Below are 16,511 nucleotides of genomic sequence, written 5' to 3' on the forward strand. Positions count from 1 at the left end.
GCCGGTAAAAAACAGCCCGTCACAAATCCATCATCCGGACGTCACAAGCACGACATGGCCTCAGTCGACACTGAGGTCATGACGACAGCTCTACACATCACTCTGATCAGCGAAACCTTCCCACCGGAAATCAACGGCGTGGCTAATACCCTTGGCCGCTTGTGCGATGGACTGCGCGCGCGCGGGCATCGGGTCGAACTGGTGCGCCCGCGCCAGGCCGACGATCCGCAGCGCAGTGAAGATGATGCGCTGTTGCTGTGCCGGGGCTGGCCGTTGCCCGGTTATCCGGGGTTGCAATGGGGTCAGTCGTCGATGCACAAACTGCTGCGACGCTGGAAGCGTCAGCGTCCGGATGTGCTGTATATCGCCACTGAAGGCCCACTCGGTTTGTCGGCGTTGCGCGCGGCGCGGAGACTGGGGATCTCGGTGGTCAGCGGCTTTCACACCAATTTCCAGCAATACACCAGTCAGTACGGGCTCGGTCTGCTGACCCGGATGCTGACCCATTACCTGCGCTGGTTTCACAACCGTTCGGCGCTGACGCTGGTGCCGAGCGTCAGTCAGCGCCTGGAACTGGAGCGGCGGCATTTCGAGCGTTTGGCGTTGTTGTCGCGAGGTGTGGACAGTCAGTTGTTCCATCCGGCGAAACGGCTGAACGCTTTACGTGAGCAATGGGGACTGGGCGAGCGGGACATTGCGGTGATTCATGTAGGACGGCTCGCGCCAGAGAAAAACCTTGGTTTGCTCAAGCGCTGCTTTGAAAAACTGCGCAGCACTTATCCACAGCGCAGTCTGAAACTGATCGTGGTCGGCGACGGGCCCCAACGTGTTGCGCTGGAACGGGATCTGCCCGAAGCGATTTTCTGTGGTTCGCAACGCGGTGAAGCACTGGCGACGCACTATGCGTCGGGTGATGTTTTTCTGTTCCCGAGCCTGACCGAAACCTTCGGCAATGTGGTGCTGGAGGCGCTGGCTTCAGGGCTGGGTGTGGTGGCTTACGATCAGGCTGCGGCGGCGCAGCATATTCGTCATGGCTACAACGGTGTGCTGGCGATGCCGGGCGATGAGGAAGCATTTTGCGACGCGGCGGCGTGGATGCTAGAGGAGGAGGAAACGTTGCGTTGCGTGCGCCTGAATGCGCGCCAGCATGCGAGTCGTCAGGGGTGGGCGACGATCATTGAGCAGTTTGAAAGCCATTTACGCGGGGCGTGTGTCGGGGAGCAGGTTGTGCCAAATGCGCAGACATTGCCCTGAATTTTTGCTGACGGTGAAACAGCTATCGTGAGCAGGCTCACTCCTACAATTTGGAACGCATTCCAATGTAGGAGTGAGCCTGCTCGCGAGGGCGTCAGCAAGGAGGGCGCTTAAACCAGCGTCATCAACGCCTCACGGCTGAACGGCAGAATGTCCTGCTCACGCCCTTCACGCACTTTCAGCGCCCAGTCCGGGTCGACCAACAGCGCACGCCCCACCGCCACCAGGTCGAACTCCTCTTTGTTCAGACGCTCCAGCAGTTTCTCCAAACTGGCCGGCTGCGCAACCTTGTCAGTGTTGACCATGAACTGCAGGAACTCACCATCGAGGCCGACGCTGCCGACAGTAATGGTCGGTTTACCAGTGAGTTGGCGCGTCCAACCAGCCAGGTTCAGTTCAGAACCGTCGAACTCCGGCTCCCAGAAACGTCGAGTCGAGCAGTGGAAAATGTCCACACCTGCCTCGGACAACGGCTTGAGGAATTCGCCCAAAGCCTCCGGGGTTTGCACCAGACGTGCGGTGTAATCCTGCTGCTTCCACTGCGAGAAGCGGAAGATGATCGGGAAACCTTCGCCGACCGCCGCCCTCACGGCTTGAATCAGTTCGATGGCAAAACGCGAACGGTTGGCCAGGCTGCCGCCGTATTCGTCAGTGCGCTGGTTGCTGCCTTCCCAGAAAAACTGGTCGATCAGGTAACCGTGGGCACCGTGGATCTCCACGCCGTCCATGCCAATGCTCTGGGCATCTTTCGCCGCTTGGGCAAAAGCGCCGATGACGTCCTGGATGTCCTGTTTAGTCATGCCGTGCACCACGACCTGGCCATCCTTGAGTTTTTCCGACGGGCCATAACCCGGCACGCTGGCGTCCGGCTCGGTGCCGATACGCCGCACACTGCCGACGTGCCAGAGTTGCGGAACGATCTTGCCCCCTTCGGCGTGCACGGCATCGACCACTTTTTTCCACCCGGCCAAAGGTGCGTCACCAAAGAACTGCGGCACGTTCGGATAGCCGTTGGAGGCGATGTGGCCGACGGTGGTGCCTTCGGTGATGATCAGGCCGACACCGGCCGCAGCGCGCCGACGGTAATATTCAATGACTTTGGAATTGGGCACGCCGCCCGGGGAAAACGAGCGGGTCATTGGCGCCATGACCACGCGGGTCGGCAGTTCGAGGGCACCGAGGTGGAACGGTTTGAACAAGGCTTGAACCGGCATTGGAAGGCTCCACAGGGAATGACTTTATGACGGCGATAATATTGACTCGAGAATCCCTTGAACAGCACTATTGATTTGGGTGATTAAGGATTAGAAGACGCAAAGCAAAAGATCGCAGCCTTCGGCAGCTCCTACATGGGTTTTGAGGTCACCTGTAGGAGCTGCCGAAGGCTGCGATCTTTTGATCTTGCTTTATCAGCTCAGCGCTTTTTCAATCGCATGAACAATGGTCGGATCATCCGGCGCCGTGCGCGGCGAGAATCGGGCCAGCACCCGCCCGTCCTTGCCGAGCAGGAACTTCTCGAAATTCCAGGTGATGTCACCGGGGAACTCCGCGCCCTCGCCCGCCAGCAAACGGTACAGCTGATGACGATCGTGCCCGTTGACTTCGAGCTTGCTCGACAACGGAAACGTCACGCCATAGTTGAGGCTGCAGAATTCCTGAATTTCCTGCTCGGTGCCCGGTTCCTGACCGGCAAACTGGTTGCACGGCAGGCCCAGCACACTGAAACCTTTACCTTTGAACTGCTGATAGAGGTTTTCCAGCGCCGCATACTGTGGGGTCAAGCCGCACTTGGAGGCGACGTTGACCACCAGCACGACGTGGCCTTTGAAAGGCGCCAGCGGTAGCTCCTGACCATCCAGGGCTGTCAACTTAAGGTCGTGAAAAGCACTCATGACGGACTCCAGGATTCCCGTGTTCTACTCGAAACAGCCACTTGGCGAGGCCACCAAGGACAGCCGCGGACTAAAAAGGCGCCCGCAGGCGCCTCTCCAGTTCTCGAAAGCTTAGCGCAGAAATCAGTGGTGATGGCCGCCTTCGCCATGGACGTGACCATGAGCGACTTCTTCCTGACTGGCGTCACGGATAGCGACGATCTTCACTTTGAAGTTCAGACGCTGACCGGCCAGTGGGTGGTTGCCGTCGACAGTGACATCGTCGCCGTCCAGGTCACGAATGGTGACGATCTGCATCTGGCCGTCCGGCGCCGAAGCGTGGAACTGCATGCCGACTTCCAGCTCGTCAACGCCTTCGAACATGCTGCGGCTCAGGGTGCTGACCAGTTCAGCGGCGTATTCGCCGTAAGCGTCTTCCGGCTCAACGGAAACTTCCAGCTCATCACCAACAGCTTTACCTTCCAGGGCTTTTTCCAGACCCGGGATGATGTTGCCTGCGCCTTGCAGGTAAACCAGCGGAGCGCCGCCGGCGGAGCTGTCGATGACCTCACCAGCGTCGTTGGTGAGGGTATAGTCGATGGAGACAGCCTTATTGGCGGCGATCAGCATGGGGCGAGACCTTTTGCATAAGAATATAGAAAGGCCAAGTTTAGCGAAGCAATCGCGCGAAAGCGAACACAACCCGGACAAACGGGATTCGACCATTATCGGCTTTCATCAGGACGAAGAAGATCACTGGGTGGCCGAGCTTTCCTGCGGCCACACGCAGCACCTGCGTCATCAGCCGCCGTGGCAATCGCGAGCCTGGGTGCTCGACCCGGCGCAACGTATTGAAAAAATAGGCCAACCCTTTGCCTGCGGTTGGTGCGTTCAAGGCTCGGTTAGCGATAACCTTGGCGACTGAATTTCGGTAGGCGGTCACGTATAGATCGCCACCATTGCCATGCACCCTTAGAGAATTCGCATGCAAACTTTTTTTATCGCGCCCACCGATTTTGGCGTGGGTCTGACCTCCATCAGCCTCGGGCTGGTGCGTACATTGGAGCGCGCCGGCTTGAAAGTCGGCTTCTTCAAACCCATCGCCCAGCCGCACCCGGGTGACACCGGCCCCGAACGCTCGACCGAACTGGTGGCCCGTACCCACGGCTTGAAACCGCCGCAACCGTTGGGCCTGGCCCATGTCGAGCGGATGCTCGGCGACGGTCAGCTTGATGAGCTGCTCGAAGAAATCATCACCCTGTATCAGCAGGCCGCCGTCGGCAAAGACGTGTTGGTGGTCGAAGGCATGGTGCCGACCCGCAGCGCCAGTTACGCCGCACGGGTCAATCTGCACCTGGCCAAAAGCCTCGATGCCGAAGTGATTCTGGTCTCGGCGCCGGAAAACGAAGTGCTTGCCGAACTCTCCGGCCGCGTCGAATTGCAGGCGCAATTGTTCGGTGGCCCGAAAGATCCGAAAGTCCTCGGCGTGATCCTCAACAAGGTCAAGACCGAAGAAAGCATGGATGCCTTCGCCGCACGCCTGAAGGAGCATTCGCCGTTGCTGCGCAGCGGTGATTTCCGCCTGCTCGGCTGCATCCCGTATCAGCCTGAATTGAATGCGCCACGCACCCGCGACGTCGCCGACCTGATGGGCGCGCAAGTGCTCAACGCCGGCGACTACGAAACCCGCCGCATGACCAAAATCATCATTTGCGCACGGACCATGCGCAACACCGTCGAGCTGCTCAAGCCCGGCGTGCTGGTGGTGACCCCGGGCGATCGCGACGACATCATCCTCGCCGTCAGCTTGGCGGCGATCAACGGCGTGCCGCTGGCCGGTCTGCTGCTGACCAGCGACACCCTGCCCGATCCGCGCATCATGGATCTGTGCCGTGGCGCATTGCAGGCCGGTTTGCCGGTGCTGTCGGTGAGCACCGGCTCCTACGACACCGCTAACCTGCTCAACGGTCTGAACAAGGAAATCCCGATCGACGACCGCGAGCGTGCGGAGATCATCACCGACTTCGTCGCCAGTCACCTCGATGCCAACTGGCTGCACCAGCGCTGCGGCACGCCACGGGAAATGCGCCTGTCGCCGGCCGTGTTCCGCTATCAACTGATCCAGCGCGCCCAGGCTGCCAACAAGCGCATCGTCCTGCCCGAAGGCAGCGAGCCGTTCACCGTGCAAGCGGCGGCGATCTGCCAGGAACGCGGGATTGCCCGTTGCGTGTTGCTGGCCAAACCCGAAGACGTCGAAGCCGTGGCTCGTGCCCAAGGCATCGTGCTGCCGCCAGGGCTGGAGATTCTCGATCCGGACCTGATTCGCGAACGCTACGTCGAACCGATGGTGGCCCTGCGCAAAAGCAAAAGCCTCAATGCGCCTATGGCCGAACAGCAACTGGAAGACACCGTGGTGATCGGCACCATGATGCTCGCGCTGGATGAGGTCGACGGGTTGGTTTCCGGCGTGATCAACACCACCGCCAACACCATCCGCCCGGCGCTGCAACTGATCAAAACCGCACCGGGCTGCACGTTGGTGTCGTCGGTGTTCTTCATGCTGTTTCCGGAAGAAGTGCTGGTGTATGGCGACTGCGTGATGAACCCGCATCCAAGCGCAACGGAACTGGCGGAGATTGCCCTGCAAAGCGCCGACTCGGCTGCAGCGTTCGGCATCACCCCACGCGTGGCGATGATCAGTTACTCCAGCGGCGAATCGGCCACGGGTGAAGAAGTCGAGAAAGTCCGCGAAGCCACCCTGCTCGCCCATGAGCAACAGCACTCGCTGCTGATCGACGGCCCGCTGCAATACGACGCCGCCGCCAACGCGGAAGTTGCCCGGCAACTGGCGCCGAACAGTCAGGTCGCCGGGCGCGCCACGGTGTTTGTCTTCCCTGATCTGAACACTGGCAACACCACGCACAAAGCCGTGCAACGCAGCGCCGATTGCGTCAGCCTCGGGCCGATGCTGCAAGGTCTGCGCAAACCGGTGAATGATTTGCCGCGCGGCGCGCAAGTCGATGACATCGTCTACACCATCGCCCTTACCGCGATTCAAGCCGCCAACCGACCTATGGATGTGTAAATGCTGGATTTTCTACCTGCACCGTTGCGCGGTGTGATCGCCTCGCTGATGTTGGCAATCAACACGATTCTGCTGTGCTCGTTTCTGTTCTGCGTGGCGCTGATCAAAGTGCTGCCGTTCGACTTCGCACGGCGAGCCTCACTCTGGTTGATGAGCCATACCCATGAGGCGTGGATCAGCAACAACAAAGGCTGGATGAACCTGGTGCGGCGCACGCGCTGGCACATCAGCGGCCTGCAAGGCCTGGACTACCAGCACTCGTACCTGATCACTAGCAACCATCAGAGCTGGGTCGACATTCTGGTGCTGCAATACGTGCTCAACCGGAAAATCCAGCCGCTGAAATTCTTCCTCAAACAGGAATTGATCTGGGTGCCGGTGATTGGTCTGGCGTGGTGGGCGCTGGGTTTTCCGTTCATGAAGCGCTACTCCAAGGCGTATCTGCAAAAACACCCGGAGAAGAAAGGCAAAGACCTCGAAACCACCCGCAAGACCTGTGCGAAGTTTCGTGATAACCCGGTGGGGATCTTCAACTTCGTCGAAGGCACGCGCTTCACCGAAGGCAAACATGCCCAGCAGCAATCACCGTTCAAATACCTGCTCAAGGCCAAGGCCGGCGGCATCGCATTTGTGCTGGATGCGATGGGCGAGCAACTCGAGTCGATCGTCAACGTGACCATCCACTACCCAGGCGGTCGTCCGGGCTTCTGGGATCTGCTCTGCGGCAATGTTCGAGATGTCGTGGTGCACTTTGAAGAACTGAAAATCCCCCAGCAGTTCATTGGCAAGAACTACGACCAGGACGGCGAATATCGCCTGCAGTTTCAGGGCTGGATCAATCAGCTGTGGCTGGACAAGGATGCGCTGCTAGAACAGATGCACCGCGAATACCCGAACAAGCGCTAGTCCCCTGTAGGAGTGAGCCTGCTCGCGATTGCGGTGGATCAGCACGCTCAATGTTGAATGACACACCGCTATCGCGAGCAGGCTCACTCCTACAGTTTTGACCGCGTTGGCCCGAAATAAAAAGCCCGCCGATGATTGCTCATCGGCGGGCTTTTTCTTGCAGCTTGAAACTAGAAGCTTGTCGCTGCTTTATTGCTTATATCGCGCCACGCTTACGCAGCAGATCCAGCACTTGCTTGACGCTTTCTTCCAGACTCAGTGTCTGCGTGTCGATCACCAGATCAGCGTTCAGCGGCACATCGTACGGGAAGGATTCACCCGGGATGTTGTCGCCACCGGCGGCATACAGACCTTGCGGATCACGCTCGGCGCACACGGCTGGGGAGGCCTGAACGTAGACCGTCAACAGACGATCCTTGCCGATCAGTTCCTTGGCCTGTTCACGCCCTTCGGCGCTAGGTGCCACGAACGCGGCCAAAGTCAGCAGACCGGCTTCGTTGAACTGACGCGCCACGTGCGCGGCACGGCGCCAGTTCTCGGTGCGACCGGCGCGATCCTGCGGCAGACCTTTGTTGAGGTCGTGACGCAGATTCTGGCCATCCAGGACAAACACCGCACGGCCCATGTCGAACAGCTTGCGCTCGACCGCATAAGCCAGCGTGCTCTTGCCCGCGCCCGAGAGGCCGCTGAACAGCACGGTGGCCGGTTGCTGGCCGAAACGCTGAGCGCGCTCTTCGGTAGCAACGTGGGCCAGTTTGCCGTGGTGCGAGGCCGTGCCGTGAGCCACTGGCTGCGCGACGATCATGCCGGCGCCGACAGTGCCATTGGTCAAACGGTCGATGATGATGAACGCGCCGGTGGTGCGGTTGCTTTCGTACCCGTCGAGGGCGATCGGCGCGTCGAGCGCGATCTTCACCTTGCCGATTTCGTTGAGCTGCAACGCGCTCGCCGGGCCTTCTTCAAGGGTGTTCACGTCGACCTTGTTGACGATGCTGGCGATCGAGCCCGGCACGTAACTGGTGGCGCGTTTGATGTCGTATTTCTTGCCCGGCAGCATCGGCTCTTCAGCCATCCACACCAGCATCGCTTCGAAGCTGTCGGTGACCGGCGGGACGTTGTCGGCATGTACCAACAGATCGCCACGGGAGATGTCGATTTCGTCTTCCATGGTCAGCGTCACGGCCTGACCTGGGCCTGCGTGTTCCAGCTCACCTTCGAAGGTGACGATGGATTTAACGCGGCTGCTCTTGCCCGATGGCAACACCACCACTTCGTCGCCTTTCTTGACGATGCCACTGGCCAGGGTGCCGGCGAAACCACGGAAGTTCAGGTTCGGACGGTTGACGTACTGCACCGGGAAACGCAGATCGGTGAAGTTGCGATCGCCCGCGACTTCCACGGTCTCGAGAATTTCCATCAGCGACTGGCCTTTGTACCAAGGCGAGCGCTCGGACTTGTTCACCACGTTGTCGCCCTTCAGGGCAGACATCGGCACAAAGTGCATGCTGGTCGGCTTCATCTTCAAGCCTTCGGCGAACTTCAGGTAGTCGGCCTTGATCGACTCGAACACGCCTTCATCGAAGTCCTTCAAGTCCATCTTGTTGATGGCGACAACGATGTGTTTGATCCCCAACAGGGACGCGATGAAGCTGTGGCGACGGGTCTGGGTCTGCACGCCGTAACGGGCGTCGACCAGAATGATCGCCAGGTCACAGGTGGACGCACCGGTGGCCATGTTGCGGGTGTACTGCTCATGGCCGGGGGTATCGGCGATGATGAATTTGCGTTTGGCGGTGGAGAAATAGCGGTAGGCGACATCGATGGTGATGCCCTGCTCGCGCTCGGCCTGCAAGCCGTCAACCAGCAATGCCAGATCGATGTCGTCACCGGCGGTGCCGACTTTCTTCGAATCGCGGGTAATGGCTTCGAGGTGATCTTCGTAGATCATTTTCGAGTCGTGCAGCAGGCGCCCGATCAGGGTGCTCTTGCCGTCATCGACGTTACCGCAAGTCAAAAAGCGCAGCAGCTCTTTACGTTCGTGCTGGCCCAGGTAGGCGAGGATGTCCTCGCTGATCAAATCAGATACGTGCGACATGACAACCCCTTAGAAATAGCCTTGACGTTTTTTGTCTTCCATCGAGCCTGCGCCATCGTGATCGATGACACGGCCCTGGCGCTCGGAAGTTCGCGTCAGGAGCATTTCCTGGATGATGTCCGTCAGCGTCTCGGCTTCGGACTCCACGGCGCCCGTCAACGGGTAGCAGCCAAGGGTACGGAAACGCACTTTCTTTTTGACGATGCGCGCTTTGTCTTCATCGGACAGGTGCTCGAGGATGCGCTCGTCGTCGATCATGATCAGCGTGCCGTTCTTCTCGATCACTTCGCGTTCGGCGGCGAAGTACAGCGGCACAATCGGGATGCCTTCGAGGTAGATGTACTGCCAGATGTCCAGTTCGGTCCAGTTCGACAACGGGAACACACGAATGGATTCGCCCTTGTTGACCTTGCCGTTGTAGACGTTCCACAGCTCTGGGCGCTGGTTTTTCGGGTCCCAGCGGTGCTTGCTGTCGCGGAACGAGTACACGCGCTCTTTGGCGCGGGACTTCTCTTCATCGCGACGGGCGCCGCCAAAAGCGGCGTCGAAACCATGCTTGTCGAGTGCCTGCTTGAGGCCCTCGGTTTTCATGATGTCGGTGTGCTTGGCACTGCCGTGGGTGAACGGGTTGATGTTCTGCGCCACGCCGTCAGGGTTGATGTGAGTGATGAGGTCCAGGCCCAGTTCCTCGACCATCTTGTCGCGGAACTTGTACATCTCCTGGAATTTCCACCGGGTGTCGACGTGCATCACCGGAAACGGCAGTTTGCCCGGGAAGAACGCCTTGCGTGCCAGGTGCAGCATCACGGCGGAGTCTTTACCGATGGAGTACAGCATCACCGGGTTGTCGAACTCGGCGGCCACCTCGCGGATGATGTGGATGCTTTCCGCCTCCAGCTGTTTCAGATGCGTCAGTTTGTCGACCATGGCTACTCACGAAAGCTTTCTTATGAACGGCCAGCGGGCCGTGTTCGAGCGGGGAATCCTAGCACAGCGGCCTGCTTCTAATCAGGACGCCAACTAGATCGAAAGGGTATATGAATATGCCTCCTCGTTAGGGCGGCGGTCCCTTGTAGGAGTGAGCCTGCTCGCGATAGCGGTGTGTCAGTCACCGCTATGTTGAGTGTGACAAAGCTATCGCGAGCAGGCTCACTCCTACAGGGGAAACGAGGTGTGAGTCAGATTGGATTCGGGATGTCGATGAAGAGGTGTTCGAGGGCGAAGCGTTTCGCCAGGTAATCGCCCAGCGCCTGCACCCCATAACGTTCGGTGGCGTGGTGGCCGGCGGCGATGAAGCTGATGTCGTTTTCCCGGGCGCTGTGGAAGGTTTGCTCGGAGGCCTCGCCGCTGATGAACAGATCAACGCCGGCAGCGATGGCGTTATCGATGTAGCCCTGACCACCCCCGGTGCACCAGCCGACCCGGCGAATCATCCCGCTGCCTTCGATCAGCAGCGGTTCGCGGCCCATGCGCTCCTGCACTCGACGGGCAAAATCACGGGCGTTCACCGGCTCGTCCAGCGACCCCACCAGGCCGACGATTTTCAGGTTGTCCGGATCCAGCGGCCCTTCGACGGTGATGTCCAACTGACGCGCCAGTTGCACGTTGTTGCCGACATCCGGGTGCAGATCCAGCGGCAGGTGATAGGCGAGCAGACTGATGTCGTGCTTGAGCAGGGTCTTCAGACGACGCTGCTTCATGCCGGTGATGCACGGGTTTTCGCCTTTCCAGAAATAACCGTGGTGCACCAGCACCAGATCGGCCCCGGCTTCGACAGCAGCATCCAGCAACGCCTGACTGGCGGTGACGCCGCTGACAATGCGCATCACCTGCGGCCGTCCCTCGACCTGCAAGCCATTGGGGCAATAATCGGCAATTTTTGCAGCGCCAAGGTAACGGTCGGCTTCTTCGACGAGGGTGCTGAGGGCAACGGCCATGAAAGACTCCTAAATATCCCGTTCAGAGGCACGCGCGGCCTCGTATAATGCGCGACATTATGGGCGGTCTGACCCCGCCTGCAACTTTTCCAGGACGTGCTTAATGTTCAAGGCGCTGCGTTTTATGGGCTGGCCGTTGTTGGCCGGTGTGCTTATCGCTCTGTTGATTATTCAGCGTTACCCACAGTGGGTCGGGCTGCCGAGCCTCGACGTCAACCTGCAACAGGCTCCGCAAACCACCAGCGTGCAGCAGGGGCCGGTGTCCTATGCGGACGCAGTGACCATCGCCGCGCCTTCGGTGGTCAACCTCTACACCACCAAAGTCATCAACAAACCGGCGCATCCCTTGTTTGAAGATCCGCAGTTCCGGCGCTTCTTCGGTGACAACTCGCCGAAGCAGAAGCGCATGGAATCGAGCCTCGGTTCCGGCGTGATCATGAGCCCGGAAGGCTACATCCTCACCAACAACCACGTGACCAGCGGTGCCGACCAAATCGTCGTGGCGCTCAAGGACGGTCGTGAAACCCTGGCCCGGGTGATCGGCAGCGATCCGGAAACCGACCTCGCCGTCCTGAAAATCGACTTGAAAACCCTGCCGGCGATCACCGTCGGCCGTTCCGACAACATTCGTATCGGCGACGTTGCATTGGCCATCGGCAACCCGTTCGGCGTCGGCCAGACCGTGACCATGGGCATCATCAGTGCCACCGGGCGTAACCAGTTGGGCCTGAACAACTACGAAGACTTCATCCAGACCGACGCGGCGATCAACCCGGGCAACTCCGGCGGCGCGCTGGTGGATGCCAACGGCAACCTCACCGGCATCAACACGGCGATCTTCTCCAAGTCCGGCGGTTCGCAGGGCATCGGTTTCGCCATCCCGGTGAAACTGGCGATGGAAGTGATGAAGTCAATCATCGAGCACGGCCAGGTGATTCGTGGCTGGCTGGGGATCGAAGTGCAGCCGCTGACCCAGGAACTGGCCGAGTCGTTTGGCTTGTCCGGACGTCCGGGGATTGTCGTCGCAGGGATCTTCCGCGACGGCCCGGCGCAGAAGGCCGGCCTGCAATTGGGTGATGTGATTCTGAGCATTGACGGCGAACCGGCCGGTGATGGTCGCCGTTCGATGAACCAGGTCGCGCGGATCAAACCGACTGACAAAGTGACGATTCAGGTGATGCGTAACGGCAAGGAGCTGAAGCTCACCGCTGAAATCGGCTTGCGTCCACCGCCGGCGCCGGTGCAGGAAAAAGAAGAGTAAAACTTTTTTCGCGCCAACGGCGCGAATAAAAGACATTCTCAAAAGGCATGTTATATTGTTTCAATTATGACAATTGGAATAACATAACATGTCGTCTCGAACAAAGGCCTCCCTGCTGGGCCTGAGCCTGGGTTTGCTGGTCGATCCAGCCTTCGCTGAGGAACCCAAACCCCTTGAGCTCGACGCCATCAGCGTCGTCTCCGACTACGAATCCCCTACCGGCCCGGTCAAAGGCTATCGCGCCACCCGCTCATCCAGCGCAACCAAAACCGACACCGCGATTCGCGACATCCCACAAGCCATCAGCGTAATACCCGCCAGCGTGCTCAAGGATCTGGGTAGCACCAGCGTCGAACGTGCGCTGGATTTTGCCGGCGGTGTGTCGAAGCAAAACAATTTCGGCGGCCTGACCCTCTACGAGTACAGCGTGCGCGGCTTCACCACGTCGGAGTTCTACAAGGACGGCTTCAGCGCCAATCGTGGTTACCCAAGCACGCCCGACGCCGCCAACATCGAGCGCATCGAAGTGCTCAAAGGCCCGGCGGCCAGCCTGTATGGTCGAGGCGATCCGGGCGGTACGGTGAACATCGTCACCAAGAAACCACAGCCCGACGCCTTCACCACCCTGCAAACCAGCGCCGGCAGTTGGGATCGCTATCGCACTGCACTGGACGTCAACACGCCGCTGGATGATCAGGGCAATGTGCTCTCGCGGATCAACCTCGCGGTCGAGGACAACCACAGCTTTCGCGATCACGTCGACAGCCAGCGCGTGTTCGTTGCGCCCTCGATCAGTTGGCAATTGAGCCCGGACACCTCGCTGTTGGTGGAAAGCGAAATCGTTCGCCACAACTCGACTTTCGACCGCGGCATCGTCGCGCCGAACAACAAGTGGAGCGGCGTTTCGCGCTCGACCTTCCTCGGTGAGCCGAACGACGGCAACATCGACAACCACAACAACCTGCTGCAGGCGACCCTCGAGCATCACCTCAACGACAGCTGGAAACTGCGCCTGGCCAGCCATTACAAGGAAGGCAAACTCTGGGGTGATGCATCCGAGTCTCGCCCGTTGAACGCTGACGGCCACACCGTCAATCGCCGCTATCGCGAACGTGACACAAACTGGCACGACAGCATCACACAGCTGGAACTGCGCGGTCTGTTCGACCTTGGCCCGTGGCAACACGAACTGCTGATCGGCACCGAGTACGAAAACTTCCGCAAGAACGAACGCGTCACCACGATTGCCGGTGGCCCTTACGCCATTGATATCTACAAACCGATCTACGGCCAGCCGAAACCCAGCGGTGCTCGCTCGGGCACGGACATCTTCGAACACGTCGAAAGCCACGCCTTGAACCTGCAGGATCAAATCGTCTTCACCGACAAATTGCGCGGGATGATCGGTGCGCGTTTCGAGCATTTCGATCAGCACATCGACGACCACAGCCGTAATGCCAAGAGCAGCCAGCGTCACGACGCACTCACCCAACGCGCCGGTCTGCTCTATCAACTGACGCCGAACACTGGCCTGTTCGCCAACGCCTCGACCTCGTTCAAACCGAACAACGGCCTTGATGCCTCCGGCAAATCCTTCGACCCCGAAGAGGGTGTCGGTTACGAAGTCGGCATCAAGAACGAACTGTTCGATGAACGCCTGAGCAGCACCCTCGCCTTCTTTCATATCGACAAGGAAAACGTCCTCGCCCTCGATCCGGGCACCGACACCAGCCGCGCGATGGGCAAGGCGCGCAGTCGTGGTTTCGACCTGCAAGTGACCGGGCAAGTCACCGATGCGCTGCGAGTGATCGGCGCCTTCGCTTACATCGACGCCGAAGTGACCAAGGGCGACGCGACGATTGCCACCGGCAGCCGCATCCTCGGCGTGGCCAAGCGCAGTGGCAGTTTGCTCGGCGTGTATGAATTCCAGGACGGCCATTTACGCGGCTCGGACGTCGGCGCGGCGTTCACTTATGTCGGCGACCGCTCGGGGGAATCCGGCAGCGATTTCGAATTGCCGGCTTACCAGACCGTCGACCTGCTCGCCCATTACAAGGCCAGCGACAACGTCACCGTCGGGCTGAACCTGAACAACCTCTTCGACGAGAAGTATTACGAGCGCTCCTACAGCAACTACTGGGTCAACCCCGGTGAGCCGCGCAATTTCACAGTCAGCCTGACCCTCAATCTATAAAAGGAAGTCCCCCATGCAATACGGCAAAACCCTTGTGCTCATCGCCGCGCTGTTCGCCGGCCAGGTCTCGGCCCATGGCCTGTGGACGGAACAACGACGCGGCAACATCGAAGTGATCTACGGCCACGGCGCTGAAGACAACGCGTTCAAGGCGCAGAAGATCAATGGTGCCTGGGCTTATGACGCGGGCGGCAAGATGATTCCGGTCAGCGTCGAGCGCCTGGCGGATCACGCACGTTTGAAACCCTTGAAGTCGCCTGCGGTGATGGCCGTGGCATTGAATAACGGTATGTGGTCGCAAACTGCCGACAAGAAGTGGATCAACGAAGGACGCAGCAAAGTCCCGGGCGCTGTCGAGGCGACGGAGACGTTCAAATACAGCGTGGCGATTTACCAGCCGGGCGCAAAACTGCCGAAACTGGATCAAATCAAATTGCTGATTCTGCCGGAGGTTGATCCGCTGACCGTGGGGCCGGGGAATTCATTGCCGGTGCGGGTGTTGCTCGATGGCAAACCGGCGGCGGGGGTGAAGTTGATTGGCGATTATCGCAGTGCGCCGAACACCCTGAGCACCGAGACCGACAAGGATGGGCGTGCGCAGGTGTTGGTGAGGAATGAAGGCTTGAATGTAATTGCCGCGCAGGTTGAAGTGCCGGTGAAGGACAGCCCTGATGTGAACAGTCGCGGCTTGTTCACCTCATTGACATTCCTCGGCGAGCCGCATCACGAATAACCACCACAAATCCCTGTAGGAGTGAGCCTGCTCGCGATGGCGCCGGGTCAGTCAGCATAAATGTTGAATGTCCATCCGCTATCGCGAGCAGGCTCACTCCTACAAAGGAAAGCGAGGCTTCAGAGATCGCCAAGGCCGTCGATCAGCGCCTGATTCTGCTCCGGCGTACCAATCGAGATCCGCAGGAACTGCGCAATCCGCTCCTGCTTGAAGTGCCGAACGATCACGCCCTGCTCACGCAGCTTGGCCGCCAGACCCGCCGCATCATGCTGCGGATGGCGGGCAAAGATGAAGTTCGCCGCCGAAGGCAGCACTTCAAAACCTTTGGCCTGCAACTGCGCAATCACCCACTCGCGACTCTCGATGACCAGACGGCAAGTCTTGTCGAAGTACTCGCGATCTTCGAATGCCGCCGCAGCGCCGACATTCGCCAGACGATCCAGCGGATAGGAGTTGAAGCTGTTCTTGATCCGTTCCAGCGCCTCGATCAGATCCGCATGCCCCACCGCCAGACCGACGCGCAGACCGGCCAGCGAACGCGACTTGGACAGGGTCTGCGTCACCAACAGGTTCGGATAACGATCCACCAGACTGATCGCCGTTTCGCCGCCGAAGTCGATGTAGGCCTCGTCCACGACCACCACCGAATCCGGGCTGGCCTTGAGGATTTGCTCGACCGCGTCCAGCGCCAGCAGGCAACCGGTCGGGGCGTTCGGGTTGGGGAAAATGATCCCGCCGTTCGGCTTGGCATAGTCCGCCGGGTTGATCCGGAATTGCGCATCCAGCGGCACTGCGTCGAACTGGATTCCGTACAAACCGCAGTAGACCGGGTAGAAGCTGTAACTGATATCGGGGAACAGAATCGGCTGCTCGTGTTGCAACAGACCGTGAAAAATGTGCGCCAGCACTTCATCCGAACCGTTGCCGAGGAACACCTGGTTGCTCTGCACGCCGTAATATTTGGCAACGGCGTTTTTCAGCAGATCGCTGTTCGGATCCGGGTACAGGCGCAGGTTGTCGTTGAGTTCGGTCTGCATCGCCGCGAGCGCTTTCGGCGACGGGCCGTACGGGTTCTCGTTGGTGTTGAGCTTGACCAATTTGGTCAGCTTCGGTTGTTCGCCCGGGACATAAGGCACCAGATCCTTGACGAACGGGCTCCAGAATTTACTCATCGC

General features: G+C 59.5%; 14 protein-coding genes. 7 read left to right on the top strand and 7 right to left on the bottom strand.

All coding sequences use genetic code 11. The features are described from left to right. Positions 1–54: 54 nt before the first annotated feature. Positions 55–1,254 carry a glycosyltransferase family 1 protein gene (locus JFT86_RS01790; protein WP_201235269.1) on the top strand — a complete coding sequence of 400 codons (1,200 nt, stop codon included), beginning with the start codon at positions 55–57 and terminating at the stop codon, positions 1,252–1,254. Between the two features lie 110 nt (positions 1,255–1,364). Here the strand turns inward: JFT86_RS01790 and JFT86_RS01795 are convergent, their stop codons facing one another. The 3 genes from JFT86_RS01795 to JFT86_RS01805 form a co-directional block, all read right to left on the bottom strand. Then, positions 1,365–2,468, bottom strand: coding sequence for an NADH:flavin oxidoreductase (locus JFT86_RS01795; protein WP_201235271.1), 1,104 nt, complete (start codon positions 2,466–2,468; stop codon positions 1,365–1,367). 195 nt (positions 2,469–2,663) lie between these two features. Continuing rightward, entirely contained in the window at positions 2,664–3,146 is a 483-nt protein-coding gene (locus JFT86_RS01800; RefSeq protein WP_201235272.1) for a glutathione peroxidase, read from the bottom strand. Positions 3,147–3,269: 123 nt separating this feature from the next. Continuing rightward, positions 3,270–3,755, bottom strand: coding sequence for a peptidylprolyl isomerase (locus JFT86_RS01805; RefSeq protein WP_108591397.1), 486 nt, complete (start codon positions 3,753–3,755; stop codon positions 3,270–3,272). Here JFT86_RS01805 and JFT86_RS01810 point away from each other — a divergent pair. Genes JFT86_RS01810 through JFT86_RS01820 form a run of 3 tightly spaced genes read left to right on the top strand, consistent with a single transcriptional unit; the run spans position 3,724 to position 7,116 of the window. Beyond that, positions 3,724–4,050, top strand: coding sequence for a DUF3565 domain-containing protein (locus JFT86_RS01810; protein ID WP_201235274.1), 327 nt, complete (start codon positions 3,724–3,726; stop codon positions 4,048–4,050). The two genes, JFT86_RS01805 and JFT86_RS01810, sit on opposite strands and share 32 nt — an antisense overlap. A 60-nt stretch (positions 4,051–4,110) precedes the next feature. Further along, positions 4,111–6,210, top strand: a complete 2,100-nt coding sequence (gene pta, locus JFT86_RS01815; protein WP_201235276.1) for a phosphate acetyltransferase — start codon at positions 4,111–4,113, stop codon at positions 6,208–6,210. Continuing rightward, positions 6,211–7,116 (top strand): acyltransferase, encoded by a 906-nt coding sequence (locus tag JFT86_RS01820; protein ID WP_201235277.1) that lies wholly within the window; start codon positions 6,211–6,213, stop codon positions 7,114–7,116. Between the two features lie 196 nt (positions 7,117–7,312). Here JFT86_RS01820 and cysN read toward each other — a convergent pair whose 3' ends face one another. From cysN to JFT86_RS01835, 3 genes are all read right to left on the bottom strand, one after another. Continuing rightward, complete coding sequence (gene cysN, locus JFT86_RS01825) at positions 7,313–9,211, bottom strand: sulfate adenylyltransferase subunit CysN (RefSeq protein ID WP_201235279.1); 1,899 nt, start codon at positions 9,209–9,211, stop codon at positions 7,313–7,315. Positions 9,212–9,220: 9 nt separating this feature from the next. Then, on the bottom strand, positions 9,221–10,138 hold the full coding sequence (cysD, locus tag JFT86_RS01830) for a sulfate adenylyltransferase subunit CysD (RefSeq protein ID WP_008085033.1): 918 nt from the start codon (positions 10,136–10,138) through the stop codon (positions 9,221–9,223). Positions 10,139–10,389: 251 nt separating this feature from the next. Continuing rightward, positions 10,390–11,148: a Nif3-like dinuclear metal center hexameric protein gene (locus tag JFT86_RS01835; protein ID WP_201235286.1), complete on the bottom strand. Its 759-nt coding sequence runs from the start codon at positions 11,146–11,148 to the stop codon at positions 10,390–10,392. A 103-nt stretch (positions 11,149–11,251) separates the two neighbouring features. Here JFT86_RS01835 and algW point away from each other — a divergent pair, with 103 nt between their 5' ends. From algW to JFT86_RS01850, 3 genes are all read left to right on the top strand, one after another. Then, a complete protein-coding gene (gene algW / locus JFT86_RS01840; RefSeq protein ID WP_064119375.1) occupies positions 11,252–12,409 on the top strand; it encodes a Do family serine endopeptidase AlgW in 1,158 nt (385 codons plus the stop codon). Positions 12,410–12,497: 88 nt separating this feature from the next. After that, positions 12,498–14,603, top strand: a complete 2,106-nt coding sequence (locus tag JFT86_RS01845) for a TonB-dependent siderophore receptor (protein WP_201235299.1) — start codon at positions 12,498–12,500, stop codon at positions 14,601–14,603. A gap of 13 nt (positions 14,604–14,616) precedes the next feature. Next, complete coding sequence (locus JFT86_RS01850) at positions 14,617–15,336, top strand: DUF4198 domain-containing protein (protein ID WP_201235301.1); 720 nt, start codon at positions 14,617–14,619, stop codon at positions 15,334–15,336. A 119-nt stretch (positions 15,337–15,455) separates the two neighbouring features. Here the strand turns inward: JFT86_RS01850 and hisC are convergent, their stop codons facing one another. Continuing rightward, the gene (hisC, locus tag JFT86_RS01855) at positions 15,456–16,508 is read right to left on the bottom strand and encodes a histidinol-phosphate transaminase (RefSeq protein WP_201235303.1); all 1,053 of its coding nucleotides are present in this window, start codon (positions 16,506–16,508) and stop codon (positions 15,456–15,458) included. Between the last annotated feature and the right edge of the window lie 3 nt (positions 16,509–16,511).

The sequence above is a fragment of the Pseudomonas sp. TH06 genome, from assembly GCF_016651305.1.
Taxonomy (GTDB): Bacteria; Pseudomonadota; Gammaproteobacteria; order Pseudomonadales; family Pseudomonadaceae; genus Aquipseudomonas.

Coding starts and splice junctions, on each gene's coding strand:
- cysD (WP_008085033.1), bottom strand. CDS start 10,138: ATGGTCGACAAACTGACGCATCTGAAACAGCTGGAGGCGGAAAGCATC.
- JFT86_RS01850 (WP_201235301.1), top strand. CDS start 14,617: ATGCAATACGGCAAAACCCTTGTGCTCATCGCCGCGCTGTTCGCCGGC.
- JFT86_RS01845 (WP_201235299.1), top strand. CDS start 12,498: ATGTCGTCTCGAACAAAGGCCTCCCTGCTGGGCCTGAGCCTGGGTTTG.
- JFT86_RS01810 (WP_201235274.1), top strand. CDS start 3,724: ATGGAGACAGCCTTATTGGCGGCGATCAGCATGGGGCGAGACCTTTTG.
- pta (WP_201235276.1), top strand. CDS start 4,111: ATGCAAACTTTTTTTATCGCGCCCACCGATTTTGGCGTGGGTCTGACC.
- JFT86_RS01790 (WP_201235269.1), top strand. CDS start 55: ATGGCCTCAGTCGACACTGAGGTCATGACGACAGCTCTACACATCACT.
- JFT86_RS01795 (WP_201235271.1), bottom strand. CDS start 2,468: ATGCCGGTTCAAGCCTTGTTCAAACCGTTCCACCTCGGTGCCCTCGAA.
- JFT86_RS01820 (WP_201235277.1), top strand. CDS start 6,211: ATGCTGGATTTTCTACCTGCACCGTTGCGCGGTGTGATCGCCTCGCTG.
- JFT86_RS01805 (WP_108591397.1), bottom strand. CDS start 3,755: ATGCTGATCGCCGCCAATAAGGCTGTCTCCATCGACTATACCCTCACC.
- algW (WP_064119375.1), top strand. CDS start 11,252: ATGTTCAAGGCGCTGCGTTTTATGGGCTGGCCGTTGTTGGCCGGTGTG.
- JFT86_RS01800 (WP_201235272.1), bottom strand. CDS start 3,146: ATGAGTGCTTTTCACGACCTTAAGTTGACAGCCCTGGATGGTCAGGAG.
- JFT86_RS01835 (WP_201235286.1), bottom strand. CDS start 11,148: ATGGCCGTTGCCCTCAGCACCCTCGTCGAAGAAGCCGACCGTTACCTT.
- cysN (WP_201235279.1), bottom strand. CDS start 9,211: ATGTCGCACGTATCTGATTTGATCAGCGAGGACATCCTCGCCTACCTG.
- hisC (WP_201235303.1), bottom strand. CDS start 16,508: ATGAGTAAATTCTGGAGCCCGTTCGTCAAGGATCTGGTGCCTTATGTC.